This is a genomic window from Pectinatus frisingensis (assembly GCF_015732285.1).
Lineage (GTDB): Bacteria > Bacillota > Negativicutes > Selenomonadales > Selenomonadaceae > Pectinatus > Pectinatus frisingensis.
In genome coordinates, this window is sequence record NZ_WIQU01000036.1 from 50,372 (window position 1) to 66,706 (window position 16,335).

Below are 16,335 nucleotides of genomic sequence, written 5' to 3' on the forward strand. Positions count from 1 at the left end.
TTTTATTATGACGGATTTATGCGTACTATGCGTACATTACCTGAAAGATTATTGTTTTCGAAATAAGCCGCGATATAATATATACTTTTGTATTTTCAGATATTGCGGCTTAAGCAGTTTATGTTTAAATAAATAACAAAATAGTGCTATTAATTATTATACACAGAATATTCATTTAAAATATATTAAGATGATTAGAGGGGAAATATTATGCAGGAAATAATTAATATCTCACCCCACAAGGATAATGGGAGCAAAATTACGACAAATCAAATCGAACATTTTAAAAAATTATCATGGCGGGAAAAAATATGTTATGGTTTTGGTGATTTTGGTAATGGTTTTATGTTTGATTTAGGACAGGCATATTTAACCAAATATTGGATAGATATTTGTACAATTCCCGCAGCAGCAGTAGCAGGTATTTTTGCATTTACTAAAATATTTGATGCATTTATGGATCCTATAGCAGGTTCCTTGATAGACAGACGAAAAAATATAGGCAGACGCGGCAAATTCCGTCCAGTTATGATGATTTCCAGCATTGTACTGGCACTTCTTACTATAGTAACATTTACTATGCCGGATTTATCGCTGTCAGGTAAAATACTTTTCGCGTATGTTGCTTATATGGCATGGGGACTTGTCTACTCTTTTACTAATATACCTTATGGTTCGCTGGCAAGCGTCATGACACGTGATATCAATGAACGAAGCCAATTGGCAACAACACGTCAGGCTGGCTCTATAGGGGCGCAACTTATAACCGGTATGGCTTTTGTACCTATAGTCATTGCTTCCGGTGATCCGCGCCATGGCTTTTTTATGGCGGCTATCATCATGTCTATTATTGGAGTAATAGGTTTTTATATCTGTTATCGCAATACACGCGAAAATGTGCCTGTTTTGCGTAATACTAAAGCTGAAAAGAAAGCAGGTTTTTCTGATTATATTAAAGTAGTATTTACTAATAAACCACTGCTTTGTATAATTTTAATGACCTTGTTTACTATTTCAGCAATGAATACCAACAACCAAATGATGATATTTTTCTGCCAGTATAATTTAGGAAACATGGGATTACAGCCGCTGGTAAATGGCATCATGATGGGATGCTCTGTCTTAGGGATTTTATTAATACCTACATCAGTAAAAAAATTTGGCAAAAAGAAAACAGCTGTAAGTGGACTTTTAATTGGATGTATTGCGAATATTCTTAATTTCGTGATTACTACTAATATTTATACCTTTATTATTCTTGTTACTATAGGATATGTCGCTTTAGCTATCCCAAATGGTATCACGTGGGCCTTTGTTTCTGATGTTATTGACTATGGTGAATGGCATAATGGTATCCGTAAAGAGGGCATAACCTATGCTGCCTTCAATTTTTCTCGTAAAATAGCACAGGCTATAGCTGCAGTGGTGAGTTCCGGTATTTTAGTTTTAACCGGATACGTGGCAAATATTACCCAATCAGAAGAAACATTAACAGGTATTAAAGCCGCAATGACACTTTATCCTGGTGTTGCACTGGGTATAGCAGCTATAATAATCGGTCTTTTTTATAGTTTGTCAGATGATCATTATAAAAAAATTGCCAATGATTTAAGCAATAATTTGTGGGAAAATGGACAGATAAAATAGTTCTCGTATTTTTGGTGCAAAAATTTGTATTATAGATTTAATATGGGGGTATAAAATTGAAGGACATAAATTGTGCTTATTGTGGAAATGATGAGGTGTTGGCTGGGTTTGGCATATTTATCTGCAGCCTGCCGGTAAGCCGCGTTTATTTATTTAAAGAACAGAGCCATAAGGGTAGATGTATTGTGGCCTATAAGGAACATATAGGTGATATTACCAAGCTTGATAATAAAGATATTGCTGGTTATTATCAAGATATAGCTAAAGTGTCACGTGCGTTGTATGAGATATTTATTCCTGATAAAATAAATTATGGGGTATATGGTGATACAGCAAAGCATATTCATACACATTTGGTTCCCAAATATAAGGATAAATTTGAATGGGGTGGAGTTTTTGCCATGAATCCTGATAATGTGTATTTGACTGACACTGAATATGCGGAAATAATAGAGCAGATAAGGGCAGTACTTAGAAAATAAGTTTTTATTACTTATAACATAATATTTTGTTTTTATACTATGAATTAGTAAAAGAAGGTATTTTATATGGAAATGTTAAGTTTCAATTCTCACCCGGAACTAAAAAGCAATTTGCCCGAAAAAATTATTCAATTTGGTGAGGGAAATTTTCTGCGTTGTTTTATTGATTGGATGGTGCATCGGATGAACCTGAATAACGTATTTAATGGTCGGATTGTAGCTGTTCAACCGACACCATATGGCAAGGTGGTCAGTAAACTGAATGCGCAGGATGGTCTATATACGACTATACTGCGCGGTGTACGAGACGGTAATATTGTAAATAAGAAAGAAATAATAACCTCTGTAAGCCGTGGAATAAATCCTTATACCAACTGGGCTGACATATTGAAATGTGCAGAAAATCCCACAATTGAGTATGTATTTTCCAATACTACGGAAGCAGGCCTTGTATATAATGCTGATGACTGTAAGGATATGCTGCCGCCGCTGTCATTTCCGGCAAAGTTAACGCTCTATCTTTATCATCGCTATAAATATTTTCATGGCGACACTGATAAGGGAATGTACGTAATTCCTTGTGAGCTGTTGGAAGCAAACGGTGATCTATTAAAAAGCATAATCCTAAAATATTGCCAACAATGGAATTTATCTGGAAAATTTATCGATTGGCTCAATTATCATAATAAATTTTATAATACTTTAGTGGACAGGGTAGTAAGTGGTTACCCAAAGGGGGAGACGGAAAAATTTACCAGAGAATTGTGTTATGAAGATAGGCTGCTGGTTTGTGGTGAACCATTTTATTTTTTTGCTATTGAAGGAGACGCTTGTTTAAAAGAAAAGCTGCCTTTTAAAAAGATTGGGCTGAATGTGGTTATTGAAAATGATATAAGTAAATATAGAAAACGTAAAGTACGGCTGCTTAATGGTGGACATACAGCGGATGTGCCGGCTGCTTTCCTGGCCGGACTTGATACTGTCGCCGAAATGATGGACGATGAAGTAACGGGAAAATTTACCCGCCAGGTAATACGCAACGTTATTTTACCATCAATAGATATGGATAAAAATATGCTTGAAGATTTTGCGGAATCAGTTATTGAGCGTTTTGAAAATCCATTTATCAAGCATTATTTACTCAGCATATTACTGAATTCAACATCCAAATTTAAAGTCAGAGTACTGCCGTCTTTATTAGAATATCATGATAAATTCGGTAAATTTCCTGAGGAGCTCTTGTTTTCGTTTGCTGCATATATTTTCCTATATAAACCAGTGCGGATCGATGACAATCACTTATATGGCATACGACAGGGAAAAGAATACGGGCTTACTGATAATGAAGCTGATATTGCTAAAATGGCAGCAGCTTGGAAATTATATGATGGCACGCAGCAAAGTAGTATAAATGTAGTAAAGGCAGTAATCAGTGATACTGATTTATGGAATATCGATTTGACTAAGTTTGTCAATATCACTGAAATTATCGGTAAATATCTTTATAGGATAGGTAAGGAAGGCAGCAGGACTGTTATGAAATCTTTAATACGGAAAGATGTATAATTATGAAAGCATTGCAAATAAGCAAACTGGATAATACAGCGGTAGCTTTAGAAAATTTGTTCAAGGGAAATATTATTAAAGTCAACAACAGGGAAATCACATTGCTGGATGATATCTGTATAGGCGATAAATTTGCTCTGGATAATATAAGAAGGGGTGAGAATATCGTAAAATATGGATTTCCTATCGGGCATGCTTCGGAAAACATCTTTATTGGTGCCCATATCCATACCCATAATCTAAAAACTAATCTTAAGGGAGTAAAAGATTATAAATATGATCCAGCATTACCGACAAAACTGCCCATTAAAAAAAATACCACATTTATGGGATACAGGCGTGATAAGAATATAATTGGTATTAGAAATAATATTCTTATAGTGCCTACGGTAAATTGTGTTACCAGTACAGTTCGTTATTTAGAAAGAAAAGGTAGGGAATTATGCAGGAATTTAAAAAATATTGATGACTGCATTGCTGTGACACATCCTTATGGATGTTCACAAATTGGTGACGATTACCACACAACCCAGCGTATACTAGCTGATATTGTTAATCATCCCAATGCCGGAGCTGTGCTTGTCGTAGGACTTGGCTGTGAAAATAACAACATTGATGAATTTAAGAAAGCTTTAGGAAATTTTGATGGAAATCGGGTAAAATTTCTTGTTACGCAGGAGGTTAAGGATGAGAATGATGCCGGCGAAAAATTACTGTTGCAGCTGGCTCGATTTGCCAATCAATATACCAAGACAGCCTGTCATGTGTCTGGATTACGTGTCGGATTGAAGTGCGGTGGTTCTGACGGGCTATCTGGCATAACTGCTAACCCACTAATTGGTGCATTATCAGATCTTATAATAGCCAGTGGTGGTAGCACTGTTCTTACAGAAGTGCCGGAAATGTTTGGCGCTGAAAGTATCTTGATGAACAGAGCAATCGATAAGCGGGTATTTAATAAAACTGTAGCTTTAATAAATAATTTTAAAAAATATTTTCAGCGTTATGGGCAGGTAATATATGACAACCCCTCCCCTGGTAATAAAAAGGGCGGCATAACCACTCTGGAAGATAAATCATTGGGTTGCGTGCAAAAAGGAGGACAGGCTGCTGTCAAAGATGTGCTTTGTTATGGGGATATATTAAAAAATACAGGCCTGAACCTGCTTAATGGTCCTGGCAATGATTCAGTGTCGACGACGGCATTGGCGGCTTGCGGTTGCCAATTGATATTGTTTTCAACGGGACGCGGTACTCCATGGGGAACTATGGTCCCAGTAATAAAAATAGCAACTAATGATCAATTGGCCAGCTATAAATCCAAATGGATTGATTTTAATGCTGGTAGGTTATTGAATAATATTTCTATGGACAATCTGCGTGATGAGTTATTCGATTTAATAATAAAAATTGCATCAGGACAGCTTACTAAATCGGAACAGATGGATTTTCATGAAATAGCCATAATGAAAGATGGCGTGACAGAGTAAATAAAACGGGGTTGCCACTAAACAACATTGACTTCATAAAGATGCAATCCACCACCGTAATGCGCTTTCTGCTTTTCTAAGGGCGGGTAAATAGAGTGGACTATCGTATATCTATGAATGAAAATGGTTATGTGTGACAACCCTGTTTTACTTATTTTAAATCAATTACATCATATCCAGCATTGATAACGGCATTTTTCAATATATCTACCGATATATTATTATCTGCTGTAACGACAGCATTTTTCTTTTCCAGACTGACTTTTACATCGTCAACGCCATTAACGGACTGCAATGCCTTTGTTACTGCATTAGTGCAATGACTGCAACTCATTCCTTCGATCATGATAGTTACTGTTTTCATTTTATTAGCTCCTTTTTCTTTTTGTACAATTATGTTGGAATTCGGCGGGAAGGTATTGTTTTGAGAATTATCCAGCCGTAAATTTCTTAAACGCAGTGCATTAGTTACAACGCATACACTGCTCAAACTCATGGCTGCAGCGGCAAACATTGGATTTAAACGTATTCCCCAAAGAGGATAAAGAAGTCCGGCGGCAATAGGAATACCAATTATATTATAAAAGAAAGCCCAGAATAAATTCTCTTTTATATTGCGAATCACCGCTTTGCTGAGATGCATGGTATTGACAACATCTAAAAGATTGCTTTTCATCAATACTATATCAGCGCTTTCAATAGCTATATCGGTTCCAGCTCCAATGGCAATACCAACGTCAGCGGCGGCCAAAGCGGGTGCATCATTTATACCATCACCAACCATGGCAACTTTATGACCGCTATTTTTTAATGCGGTTATTTGTGCTTCTTTTTGAGTTGGCAATACATCGGCAATAACATTATCTATACCTACTTGTGATTTTATGGCATGGGCAGTTATTTTATTGTCACCGGTTAACATTATGACGTTTAAGCCATTTGCTTTTAATTTTTGTACAGCTGTCTTGCTGTCTGGTTTTATTGTATCTGCTACCGCAATAATACCAATAATTTTTTGTGTGTCGGCAAAAATTAATGGTGTTTTACCTTTTTGGGCCAGTTCCTGAATAATCTTATTTTGGATGTCATTGATGTAAATACCTTTTTCATGGAGGAGGTTTATATTTCCGGCATAATATTTTTGGCCGTTGATGCTTCCCTCGGCACCTAGACCTAAAAGTGCCTTAAAATCAGTTACAGTAGCAAATTTTATGGCATTAGTTTTACATCTATTGACAATAGCCTCTGCCAAAGGATGTTCGCTGCCTTTTTCAATTGAACCGGCTATTTTCAATAAACTGTTTTCATCGTTGCTGTCGGTGCAGATAATATCAGTGACAATGGGTTTTCCTGCAGTTATAGTACCTGTTTTATCGAGTACGATAGTGTCGATGGCGTGCGCTGTTTCCAATGCTTCACCGGATTTTATCAAAATGCCGTTTTGGGCTCCTTTGCCGGTACCGACCATAATAGCCACAGGTGTTGCTAAACCTAATGCACACGGGCAGGAGATAACCAATACAGTTATCGCCATCGATATGGCAAACTCAGTACCGGAACCATTATACAGCCAAAATAGACCGGTAAAACAAGAAATGCCGATAACTATAGGAACAAATACACCGGCAACCTTGTCGGCAAGTTTAGCTATAGGAGCTTTGCTGGCAGAAGCATCTTCAACCAATTTTATTATTTTAGCTATTGTTGTGTTTTTACCAACCTGTGTTGCCTTAGCGCGGATTAGGCCGGTCTTATTTATTGAAGCAGATATTAATTTGTCACCGGGGCTTTTTGTTACAGGGATGCTTTCACCGGTTAATGCAGCTTCATCAAAAGCTGAGTGTCCTTCGATGACTATACCATCGACAGCTGCAGCTTCTCCGGGTTTTATAATAAAAATGTCATCAACAAGGATATCATCAGCCGGAATAAGTTTTTCTGTGCCGTTTTTTATGACAGTTACTTTTTTAGGAGTGAGATTTATTAATTTGGTTATGGCATCGCTGGTTTTTCCTTTTGCTCTAGTTTCCAGATATTTACCTACAGTTATTAAGGTAAGTATCATACCGGCTGACTCAAAATATAGATTGAGTCGGTAATGTTCAACAAGAGATGGAAGATTATAACCTAGTCCGTAGCCAATACGATAAATGGAGAATATACCATAAACAATTGACGCACCAGCACCAATTGCGATTAAACTGTCCATATTGGGACTGCCCTTGCTGAGTGTTCTAAAGCCATTAATAAAATAACTTTTATTGATTAGAACTATCGGCAGCAATAATAAGAGTTGTGTAAATGAGTAAGTGACAGCGTTGGCATTGCCTAAAAAATAGCTAGACATAAAAGATGGCGGAGTAATTGATAACCAACTATAAATCATATGACCCATGGCAATATAAAGTAGTGGTATCAAAAATAACACAGAAGTAAAAAGACGCTGCCGCATGGCTGTGATGGCAGAAGTTTTATCAGGTACAGTAACTGTATCTGCCCTGCCAAAAACAGATGCGCCATAACCGGCACTTTCGACTGCAGTAATTATTTTGGCTGAAGAAGTCGTTTCCTCATCGTAATCTACCTGCATACTATTGGTAAGTAAATTGACACTGGCATTTTTTACACCAGGTGTTTTTATCACACTTTTTTCAACATGGCTTGAACATGCCGAACAAGTCATGCCGGTTACAGAAAATTTTTGTTTCATCATATATACCTACTTCATCTGTTTTTTTAAAAGCTCGCAAAGTTCATTGATGGCAGTGTCGTTACCCTTTCTTATGTCATCGGCAACACAAGTTTTAATATGCCGGGCCAGCAGTTCCTTGTTAAAACTGTTGAGAGCTGATTGTACAGCAGAAACCTGTATTAAAATATCAACACAGTAACGGTCGTTTTCCACCATCGCCTTTAAGCCGCGTATTTGTCCTTCAATCTTATTTAATCGTGTAGTAAGATCTTTTTTTTCTGCTGCAGCTCGTCGTTTATATTTTATATTGTCTTGTTGGATATTTTTACAATTACAGCTCATATCATTTCCTCCGTATACCCCAAGGGGGTATATATAATATACATCGTTATTTATTATCTGTCAAGTATGAATTAAATAATTGTTTTTGACTTAGAATATAATATTGCATATAATAGGGATATTAAATTCGGAAAGACAACGGGGCGATATAAATGTCATTTTCTAAAATGGAAACTTTTTTAGAAAAACATATCGAGGGATTTTTTAATCGTAAATTTGCCAGTGATCTTCAATTTGTGGAGTTGCAGAAAAATGTTGAGCGTTCAATGGGCCGCAATAAAAAAATGATAAATGGCATTTTGTTTGCCCCTAACTGCTATATATTGCAGATGAGCGGTGCTGATTATGACCGTATCTGTTCACGTAAGGCACGGGAAATGCTTTATGAATATATCGTACGTATGATAATACGGAGTAACTTATTTATTGATGGACATTTAAATGTAAAATTTTGTAAAAATAGTAGTTTGAAAAAAGGCGCCTGTGAAGTAACGGCAAATTACGCTGCTGATAGTGACTGCACTGCTGCAACAGGTGATGTAGCGGAAAAGACTATTGTTATAAGAAAACCGACAATAAAAGAAACAGCGTCAATGCCGCTGGAACGGTTTTATGCTGGACTGACTGTAATAGAAGGTTATGATATTGATTCGAGATTAGAAATTGGTGAACACCAGATACATATAGGAAGACGGGCAGAAAATGAATTTTTGTTGACTGATCCTAATGCCTCCAGATTGCATGCCTATATAACATTTGAAAAGTATCGTCATATATTGTATGATGCTGATAGTTTAAACGGGACTTTTGTAAATGGGAAAAAGATTACAGCACTTTGTCTGAATAATGAAGATGTGATTACTATTGGGCAGAGTAAACTTATTTACGAGGTGCTTTGATGATCATAAAGACAGTAATGGTAATATTAGAATATGCATTGTTGTTGTTTATATGTGCTTTTATTTGTAAGACAATGCGGGCAATATATAAAGATTTATATAATGATTCACATGAAAAAGGCAATGTTCGTTCAATTAAAAAGGTGGCATTGTTAGTTCTACAGTCTTATGATGAAAATATCATCAATAAACGGGTATTATTTACTGAATTGATTACTTTAGGCAGAGGCCCTGATAATAATATAGTATTGTCAGATGCTTACGTATCGTATCATCATGCAGTAATCAGCCATATTAAGAATCAATACCAGATTGAAGACTTGCACAGTAGAAATCATACATACGTGAATGAGCAGGAAATAAGAAATAAATCATTTTTACAAAATGGCGATATAATAAAAATTGGGACAACAGTATTTAAATTTGAGAGGTGATAATAATGCACGTGACACATGGCACTAATGTGGGCCTGGTCAGAGGTAATAATGAAGATAGTTATGTTTGTGCCGAACCTCATATTTTTGCTGTTGCTGATGGAATGGGCGGACATGCTGCAGGTGAAGTGGCCAGTAAACTGCTGATTGGCGAGATAAGAAAGAACTTAGAAACACTCTCGTCGGTGACCTGTGATGAAAAAATGCTGCAGCGATGCATTACAACGGCTAATAGTATTATATTGAGTAAATCCGCTGAAAACAGAACATTAGCGGGAATGGGGACAACAGCCAGTATTATTTGTTTACAAACTGATAAGGTCATATGGGCACATATAGGTGACAGCCGGATATATTGCTGCCATGCCGGACAGCTGCGACAGATTACTACGGATCATTCTCTGGTTGATGCATGGGTGAAGAATGGGACTATAACGGCAGAGGAAGCGCTACATCATCCGCAGAAAAATATTTTAACTCGTGCGGTTGGTGTAGAGACCGATATAAAAGTAGATACCGGGACATTCCCAGTAGAAACAGGTGATAAACTTTTACTGGCCACCGATGGGTTGACTAACATGGTGGAAAATGCTGAGATAAAACAAATTATGTTTGATGAAAGTATTCATGATAAAGCTGAATTCCTTATTCAAGAGGCACTGCAGCATGGTGGAATAGATAATATAACGGCAATAGTGGTGGAACTTTGATGTATTATTTAAAGAATAGGATATTACTGTTACAGGCCTGTCTGCCGGTCTTGGCAATGGCTTTGTTTTATCTAAAAGATGCTTCTGCGGTAAACAATGTCAATTTGTCGATAATGGCAGTATCATGTGTAATATTTGTTGTTGTGCCAATGATGGCAAAGAAGTTTTTAAAAAATACTGATGAATATATACTGCCGTTAATTTGTTTCTTGTGCAGTATCAGTCTCATTATGATGCTGCGGTTAAAAGTTTCTTTGTTTTATGCCCAGTTTCGCTGGATTGTAATTGGTATGGTACTTATGTTTATCACAATAAAATTTGCCGATAAGCTTTTACAACTGCTTGATTATCCGTATATACTTGGATTATGCGCTATAATTATTATTGGCTCAGTTATTATATTTGGCACTGAAATAGGCGGTGGTTTAAACTGGATAATAATCGGACCTTTTCAAATACAGCCAGCCGAATTTTCTAAGTTGCTGATTCTTGGTTTTTTGGCAACATATCTGCAAGAAAATAAAAATATGCTTAATTTACCTAACAGGCATTGGATCTTTTTATATTTGCCACCGCTTAGATTTTTGGCTCCTTTAGTGATGATTTGGGGAATAGCATTATTAATATTTGTTTATCAGCGTAATTTGGGTTTTGCTTTGTTATTCTTTGGCATGGCAGTAATGATGACTTATGCTGCGACAAGTAATAAATCATATATATTTTTGGCGGCAGTTTTTTTTATATTGGCTTCCATTTTTAGTTATATGATGTTTGGGCATGTACGGGTACGAGTTGAAATTTGGCTTAATCCATGGGCGGATCCTATGGGTAAAGCTTATCAGATAGTGCAGTCTTTATTTGCGCTGGGATATGGCGGATTTTTTGGCACAGGTTTTTTTCATGGCTCACCGGAATTGATACCGATAGTATATACGGACTTTATTTTTTCCGCGATTGGTGAAGAATTCGGCTTTATTGGCGTTATATCAGTAATTATGGCATATTTGCTGATATTTTTCCGTTCAGCTAAAATTGCGTTTGCCTGTGTGAATGAAAAATACAAATTATTATCCTTTGGCATAGCCGGCACGATGTTATTACAGGCATTTATAATTCTTGCGGGAGATACAAAATTAATTCCATTAACTGGAATTACACTGCCATTTATTAGTTATGGGGGCAGTTCAATGCTTTCAGAATTTATTGCAATAGGGTTGTTGCTGGCAATAAATGCAAGGGAGAAAAATCGTGCGTAATAACGACATAAATAGAAATATGTTTAGAATAGTACGTGTATTTATTATATTATTCATTATTTTGATAGGAAATTTGTCTTATATACAGATAGTTAAAAGTGAGTGGTATGACAGTAATCCGCTTAATCCACGCATTGCCAATAAGGAAAATTCTACTTTGCGCGGGGACATATTGGATTGTAATGGGAAAAAAATTGCCTATAGTGAGAATACGGGTAAAATAGTAAAACGAATATATCCATATGGGATGGTGTTTGCTCAAGCAGTAGGTTATACTGGTACCAGCATAGGAAATTCAGGTATTGAACAGGGCGAAAATGCTAACTTATCAGGTGTTAATATGCTGCTTCATCAGCTGGGACCTTTGGAACAGTTATTTGCTGCAGATAAGGGAAATAATGTAAAATTGACGTTAGATGCTATTGTGCAAAAGGCGGCATGGGATGCAATGGGGAACAAACGCGGTGCTGTTGTGGTATTGGACACGAATACCGGAGCCATATTGGCGATGGTGAGTAAACCGTCATTTGATCCTAACAGCGCGGCAAAAAACTGGGAAAGTTTGCGTGTTGATAAACTAAGCCCGTTATTAAATAGAGTAACGCAGGGAATGTACCCACCCGGTTCATCAATAAAACCAATGATGGCTGATGCGGCTTTGCAGCAAAATGTGATAACTTCCGATGAAAAAATAGAATGTGGACCTTATTATGATTTAGGGAACAATCAAAAGATATATGAAGCTGATAATGCTGTATATGGGAATATAGATTTGGAGGAAGGCATAATTCATTCCAGTAATGTGATGTTTGCCGGATTGGCAGTAAAAATGGGTGAAGCCGGGTTAAAAAAGGCGTTCGACCGCTTTGGCTTTAATGATGGGCTGCAAACAGATTTTGCAGTTGAATCAGCGCATTTACCCGATTTTTCTAAGTTGAACAAGGGAGAAATTGCCCAGGTTGGCATAGGACAGGCTAACTTGTTGGTATCACCATTGCAGATGGCAATGTTAGCTGAATCATTTGGCAATCAGGGGAAAATGATGAAGCCTTATCTGGTGGAAGAGGTGACTTCACCGAACGGAGGAGTGCTTCAAAAGGCATCACCAAGTGTATTTAAGGAAGTAACTACACCGGATAGGGCAGACTTGATAGAAAGTTATATGAAAAATGAGGTATTGAGGGGTACCGGGCGAAATGCGGCAGTAAAAGGGACTGTAGTTGCCGGCAAAACAGGAACGGCGGAAAATTCTCTTGGCGCTGATCATGCATGGTTTATTGGTACGGCACAAGTGGGAAATAAGAAAATTTCGTTTGCAGTTATTTTGGAAAATAGTGGATTTGGCGGATCTGAGGCTGCGCCAGTCATAAAAGATATAATAACTACTATGCTTAAGGAGGATTAAACATGATGGCTAAACAGATTTTGGCGGAACGTTATGAATTGATAGAGCGCATTGGTGACGGAGGAATGGCTGCCGTATATCGAGCTCATGACCAGCTTTTGGATCGTTATGTCGCGGTTAAAATATTGCATCCTCAATTTGCCAATGATGAAGAATTTATAGTTCGATTTAAAAAAGAGGCACAAGGTGCAGCTAAATTATCTCATGTCAACATTGTCAATATTTATGACGTTGGTGAATGGGAAGGCAAACATTTTATAGTTATGGAATATGTTGAAGGCGAAACATTGAAAAATAAAATTCAACGGGAAGGACAGCTTTCAATACGTGATGTGCTTGATATAAGCGGACAAATATGTGAAGCATTGGAACATGCTCATTCACATAATCTTATTCATTGTGATATAAAACCTCATAATATTTTATTAAAACCTAATGGGCAGGTAAAGGTAGCTGATTTTGGTATTGCCCGGGCAGCTTCTTCTTCAACGATGACTTATAGTGGTAATGTAGTGGGTTCTGTTCATTACATTTCTCCTGAACAGGCACAAGGTAATGCTATAACGCCTAAGTCAGATATTTATTCGCTGGGGGTAGTAATTTATGAAATGTTAACAGGCCAAGTGCCATTTAAGGGTGAAAATGTTGTCAGCATTGCTTTAAAGCATTTACAGGAAATGCCTGCTCCAATACATGAATTGCGTCCTGATGTACCACCTGTTGTTGAAGCTATCGTACTTAAGGCTATGGAGAAGGATCCGGCAAAACGTTTCAGCAGTACGCAAATGATACTTGATATCCATAAAGCACAAAAGATGTTATTTTCAGAAGATGAGGCAGCAGATGATCCTTACGCAACAAAAATTTTACCGCGTGGGCAGATAAATGAATTGGCAGCGACTGAACGGGTACCAACTACTGCCGGACATTCAGAAAACTCTTTTTTAAAGTCAAAAAAATTTATAGCTATATTAATTGTCATATTATTGTTAGGCTTTTTAACAGGAGCATTCTTATCTTTTGGTAAATTTTGGAGTAATGCCCAAGTGGTAGTTCCTAATGTTGTCGGACAATCACAAGAAGCGGCAAAAAATATTTTGACAAGTAAAAACTTACGTGTTCAGGTAACGGAAAATTATGATGCCGATGTACCGGAAGGTTTTGTAATATCCCAGACACCGGCAGCTGGTGAGACGGTTAAAGAAGACCGATTGGTCACCATTTATGTTAGTAAAGGTGGTGAAAAAATATCAGTACCGGATGTTACTGGTCTTACTAAAGAAGAAGCGGCCAATCAGCTCAGTAAGGCGGGGCTGAAAGTAGGGAATATCAGTGAAGAATTTTCTGATAGGCCAGCCGGAACTGTTTTGCGGCAAAGTCCGAATGCCGGGGATAAACTTGAAAAGGGCAAGTCTGTGGATTTGATCGTCAGCAAAGGTCAGGAAGTTAAAAAAAGTGGCGTTCCTGATGTTATTGGTGATTCACTTGGCTCAGCAAAAGAAATTATTCAAAAAATGGGATTTTCGGTTGGATCAGTAACAGAACAGGAAAGTGACAGGCCGTCAGGCACTGTTTTAAGTCAATCACCTCAACCGGCCAGTGAAGCGGCAGAAAAAAGTGCAATAAACCTTGTAGTGGCAAAACAAAGAATTGTAAAGAATTCCACTAAAGAACCGGAACCTAATAATGGTTCTGCCGGGAAGGATCTGTCGGTGGGTAAGAAGAGCAACTGATTAAATTGAAAAATAATTGTAAAAAATGCTGGGATTTCCGCAGTATTATAATATTAAAAGAAATAATAGTCACTTATATGGGAGGATATTTTTTGAAAGCAGTTATTTTATTGTCAGGCGGGCTGGATTCCACGACCTGTATGGCAGTAGCTAAAAGTAAAGGATATGAACTTTATCCAATAAGCTTTGATTATCATCAAAGGCATAGTATAGAATTACAAAGCGCTCAAAAAGTCGCAAAATTTTTCGGGGTTAAAAAACATTTAATAATAAACACTAATATGGATGCTATTGGTGGTTCTGCATTGACAGATAAGAGTATTGCTGTACCTGATCGAAATCCCGATGACGATGATGTGCCGGTAACTTATGTGCCTGCCAGAAATCTTACCTTCTTGAGTTATGCTTTAGGGTACGCTGAGGTACTTGATGCAGCGCACATCTATATAGGAGTTAATGCTGTCGATTATTCTGGTTATCCGGATTGTCGTCCAGAGTTCATTGCTAAATTTCAAAATTTAGCAGATTATGCTACCAAAGCTACGGCTACAGACGGAAAAAAGATAATAATAGAAACGCCACTGCAGAATTTGTCAAAGAAAGACATAATTCTTTTAGGAACCAAGCTGGGAGCACCATTTCATTTGACACGCAGCTGCTACAATGGTGGTGAAAAGGCTTGTGGACACTGTGACAGTTGTAAACTGCGTCTGCGTGGTTTTGCTGAGGCGGGTTTAAAAGATCCGATAGAATATATGAGGTGAGTTTTTTTTGAAAGATGTTCAAAATATGGGTGATACACGGGGAATTGCTATTCAGCGTGTAGGGATAAGCCAGGCATGGCTGCCTTTTTTGATCGCTAATAAGAAAAAGACAGAGAAGCCACAACATGTGACAGCGAAGGTAAAGCGCTTTACAGTAGATTTACCGATGGAATATAAGGGAACCCATATGAGCCGTTTTATGGAGATACTCCACGAATATGCTAATAAACCGCTTGAATTTTCCACTGTAGATAATTTGCTTACGGAATCATTGACTAAATTATCGGCTAAATCAGCGCACATTGCTGTCGGGTTTAAATATTTTGTAAAAAAAACGGCACCAATCAGTCATAAGAAATCATTACTGGATGTTGATTGTTCTTTTATAGGTGATAAAGAAAAGGATGGAGTTCTTAATTTTACCATTGTAGTAAGTGTGCCGGTTACATCACTTTGCCCATGTAGTAAAGAAATATCTAAATATGGGGCTCATAATCAACGCAGTATAGTTAAGGTGAAAGTAAAATCTTGTCAACCTAATTCATTAACAATTGAACAATTGGTTAAATTGATTGAAAACCAGGCATCATCTTCAGTGTATTCCATTTTAAAACGGGAAGATGAAAAATATGTAACCGAGACAGCATATGAAAATCCTAAATTTGTTGAAGATATGTTGCGTGATCTGGTTTTGTCAATGCGTAAATTAAAAGACGTAGATTATTTCTCAATTGAATGTGAAAATTTTGAGTCTATTCATAATCATAATGCTTATGCATCACATAAGGAATATATGGATAGGGAATAGACAATAAATAAATGAAGGACAGCTGCAGTAGTATAAATCTGACAGCTGTCTTTTATTTGTATAGTATAAAATATATTGTCGTAGTAATATTGCATAAAAAGCGGGAA

The 16,335-nt window shown here is 37.1% G+C and carries 14 protein-coding genes; 12 read left to right on the top strand and 2 right to left on the bottom strand.

The features are described 5' to 3' along the window. The first annotated feature begins 210 nt into the window (after nucleotides 1-210). From I6751_RS06630 to I6751_RS06645, 4 genes are all read left to right on the top strand, one after another. On the top strand, nucleotides 211-1,647 hold the full coding sequence (locus tag I6751_RS06630; RefSeq protein ID WP_196599023.1) for a glycoside-pentoside-hexuronide (GPH):cation symporter: 1,437 nt from the start codon (nucleotides 211-213) through the stop codon (nucleotides 1,645-1,647). A gap of 56 nt (nucleotides 1,648-1,703) precedes the next feature. After that, nucleotides 1,704-2,129 carry an HIT family protein gene (locus tag I6751_RS06635; protein ID WP_196590361.1) on the top strand — a complete coding sequence of 142 codons (426 nt, stop codon included), beginning with the start codon at nucleotides 1,704-1,706 and terminating at the stop codon, nucleotides 2,127-2,129. A gap of 66 nt (nucleotides 2,130-2,195) precedes the next feature. Further along, nucleotides 2,196-3,695, top strand: coding sequence for a tagaturonate reductase (locus tag I6751_RS06640; protein WP_196599024.1), 1,500 nt, complete (start codon nucleotides 2,196-2,198; stop codon nucleotides 3,693-3,695). A 2-nt stretch (nucleotides 3,696-3,697) separates the two neighbouring features. Beyond that, the gene (locus I6751_RS06645) at nucleotides 3,698-5,185 is read left to right on the top strand and encodes a UxaA family hydrolase (RefSeq protein ID WP_196590363.1); all 1,488 of its coding nucleotides are present in this window, start codon (nucleotides 3,698-3,700) and stop codon (nucleotides 5,183-5,185) included. A 151-nt stretch (nucleotides 5,186-5,336) separates the two neighbouring features. Here I6751_RS06645 and I6751_RS06650 read toward each other — a convergent pair whose 3' ends face one another. Both I6751_RS06650 and I6751_RS06655 read right to left on the bottom strand, forming a co-directional pair. Beyond that, nucleotides 5,337-7,898, bottom strand: coding sequence for a heavy metal translocating P-type ATPase (locus I6751_RS06650; protein ID WP_196599025.1), 2,562 nt, complete (start codon nucleotides 7,896-7,898; stop codon nucleotides 5,337-5,339). A gap of 6 nt (nucleotides 7,899-7,904) precedes the next feature. Next, the gene (locus tag I6751_RS06655; RefSeq protein ID WP_196592249.1) at nucleotides 7,905-8,219 is read right to left on the bottom strand and encodes a metal-sensing transcriptional repressor; all 315 of its coding nucleotides are present in this window, start codon (nucleotides 8,217-8,219) and stop codon (nucleotides 7,905-7,907) included. 152 nt (nucleotides 8,220-8,371) lie between these two features. Here I6751_RS06655 and I6751_RS06660 point away from each other — a divergent pair, with 152 nt between their 5' ends. From I6751_RS06660 to folE2, 8 genes are all read left to right on the top strand, one after another. Then, on the top strand, nucleotides 8,372-9,118 hold the full coding sequence (locus I6751_RS06660; protein WP_196592251.1) for an FhaA domain-containing protein: 747 nt from the start codon (nucleotides 8,372-8,374) through the stop codon (nucleotides 9,116-9,118). Further along, nucleotides 9,118-9,552: an FHA domain-containing protein gene (locus tag I6751_RS06665; protein WP_182185775.1), complete on the top strand. Its 435-nt coding sequence runs from the start codon at nucleotides 9,118-9,120 to the stop codon at nucleotides 9,550-9,552. Before I6751_RS06660 ends, I6751_RS06665 begins: the two co-directional genes overlap by 1 nt. 5 nt (nucleotides 9,553-9,557) lie before the next feature. Continuing rightward, on the top strand, nucleotides 9,558-10,262 hold the full coding sequence (locus I6751_RS06670) for a Stp1/IreP family PP2C-type Ser/Thr phosphatase (protein ID WP_196592253.1): 705 nt from the start codon (nucleotides 9,558-9,560) through the stop codon (nucleotides 10,260-10,262). Next, entirely contained in the window at nucleotides 10,262-11,518 is a 1,257-nt protein-coding gene (locus tag I6751_RS06675; protein ID WP_196592254.1) for an FtsW/RodA/SpoVE family cell cycle protein, read from the top strand. Before I6751_RS06670 ends, I6751_RS06675 begins: the two co-directional genes overlap by 1 nt. Then, nucleotides 11,511-12,923, top strand: a complete 1,413-nt coding sequence (locus tag I6751_RS06680) for a peptidoglycan D,D-transpeptidase FtsI family protein (protein WP_330998649.1) — start codon at nucleotides 11,511-11,513, stop codon at nucleotides 12,921-12,923. Before I6751_RS06675 ends, I6751_RS06680 begins: the two co-directional genes overlap by 8 nt. A gap of 5 nt (nucleotides 12,924-12,928) precedes the next feature. Continuing rightward, entirely contained in the window at nucleotides 12,929-14,656 is a 1,728-nt protein-coding gene (pknB, locus tag I6751_RS06685; RefSeq protein WP_196592259.1) for a Stk1 family PASTA domain-containing Ser/Thr kinase, read from the top strand. A gap of 92 nt (nucleotides 14,657-14,748) precedes the next feature. Then, a complete protein-coding gene (queC, locus tag I6751_RS06690; protein WP_407672847.1) occupies nucleotides 14,749-15,420 on the top strand; it encodes a 7-cyano-7-deazaguanine synthase QueC in 672 nt (223 codons plus the stop codon). A gap of 7 nt (nucleotides 15,421-15,427) precedes the next feature. Next, nucleotides 15,428-16,228, top strand: a complete 801-nt coding sequence (gene folE2 / locus I6751_RS06695; RefSeq protein WP_196592256.1) for a GTP cyclohydrolase FolE2 — start codon at nucleotides 15,428-15,430, stop codon at nucleotides 16,226-16,228. The last annotated feature ends 107 nt before the right edge of the window (nucleotides 16,229-16,335 follow it).

Excerpts from the sequence above, each read along its gene's own strand:
- I6751_RS06630 (WP_196599023.1), top strand. The coding sequence starts at position 211 with ATGCAGGAAATAATTAATATCTCACCCCACAAGGATAATGGGAGCAAA.
- I6751_RS06640 (WP_196599024.1), top strand. The coding sequence starts at position 2,196 with ATGGAAATGTTAAGTTTCAATTCTCACCCGGAACTAAAAAGCAATTTG.
- I6751_RS06645 (WP_196590363.1), top strand. The coding sequence starts at position 3,698 with ATGAAAGCATTGCAAATAAGCAAACTGGATAATACAGCGGTAGCTTTA.
- I6751_RS06650 (WP_196599025.1), bottom strand. The coding sequence starts at position 7,898 with ATGATGAAACAAAAATTTTCTGTAACCGGCATGACTTGTTCGGCATGT.
- I6751_RS06655 (WP_196592249.1), bottom strand. The coding sequence starts at position 8,219 with ATGAGCTGTAATTGTAAAAATATCCAACAAGACAATATAAAATATAAA.
- I6751_RS06660 (WP_196592251.1), top strand. The coding sequence starts at position 8,372 with ATGTCATTTTCTAAAATGGAAACTTTTTTAGAAAAACATATCGAGGGA.
- I6751_RS06665 (WP_182185775.1), top strand. The coding sequence starts at position 9,118 with ATGATCATAAAGACAGTAATGGTAATATTAGAATATGCATTGTTGTTG.
- I6751_RS06670 (WP_196592253.1), top strand. The coding sequence starts at position 9,558 with ATGCACGTGACACATGGCACTAATGTGGGCCTGGTCAGAGGTAATAAT.
- I6751_RS06675 (WP_196592254.1), top strand. The coding sequence starts at position 10,262 with ATGTATTATTTAAAGAATAGGATATTACTGTTACAGGCCTGTCTGCCG.
- pknB (WP_196592259.1), top strand. The coding sequence starts at position 12,929 with ATGGCTAAACAGATTTTGGCGGAACGTTATGAATTGATAGAGCGCATT.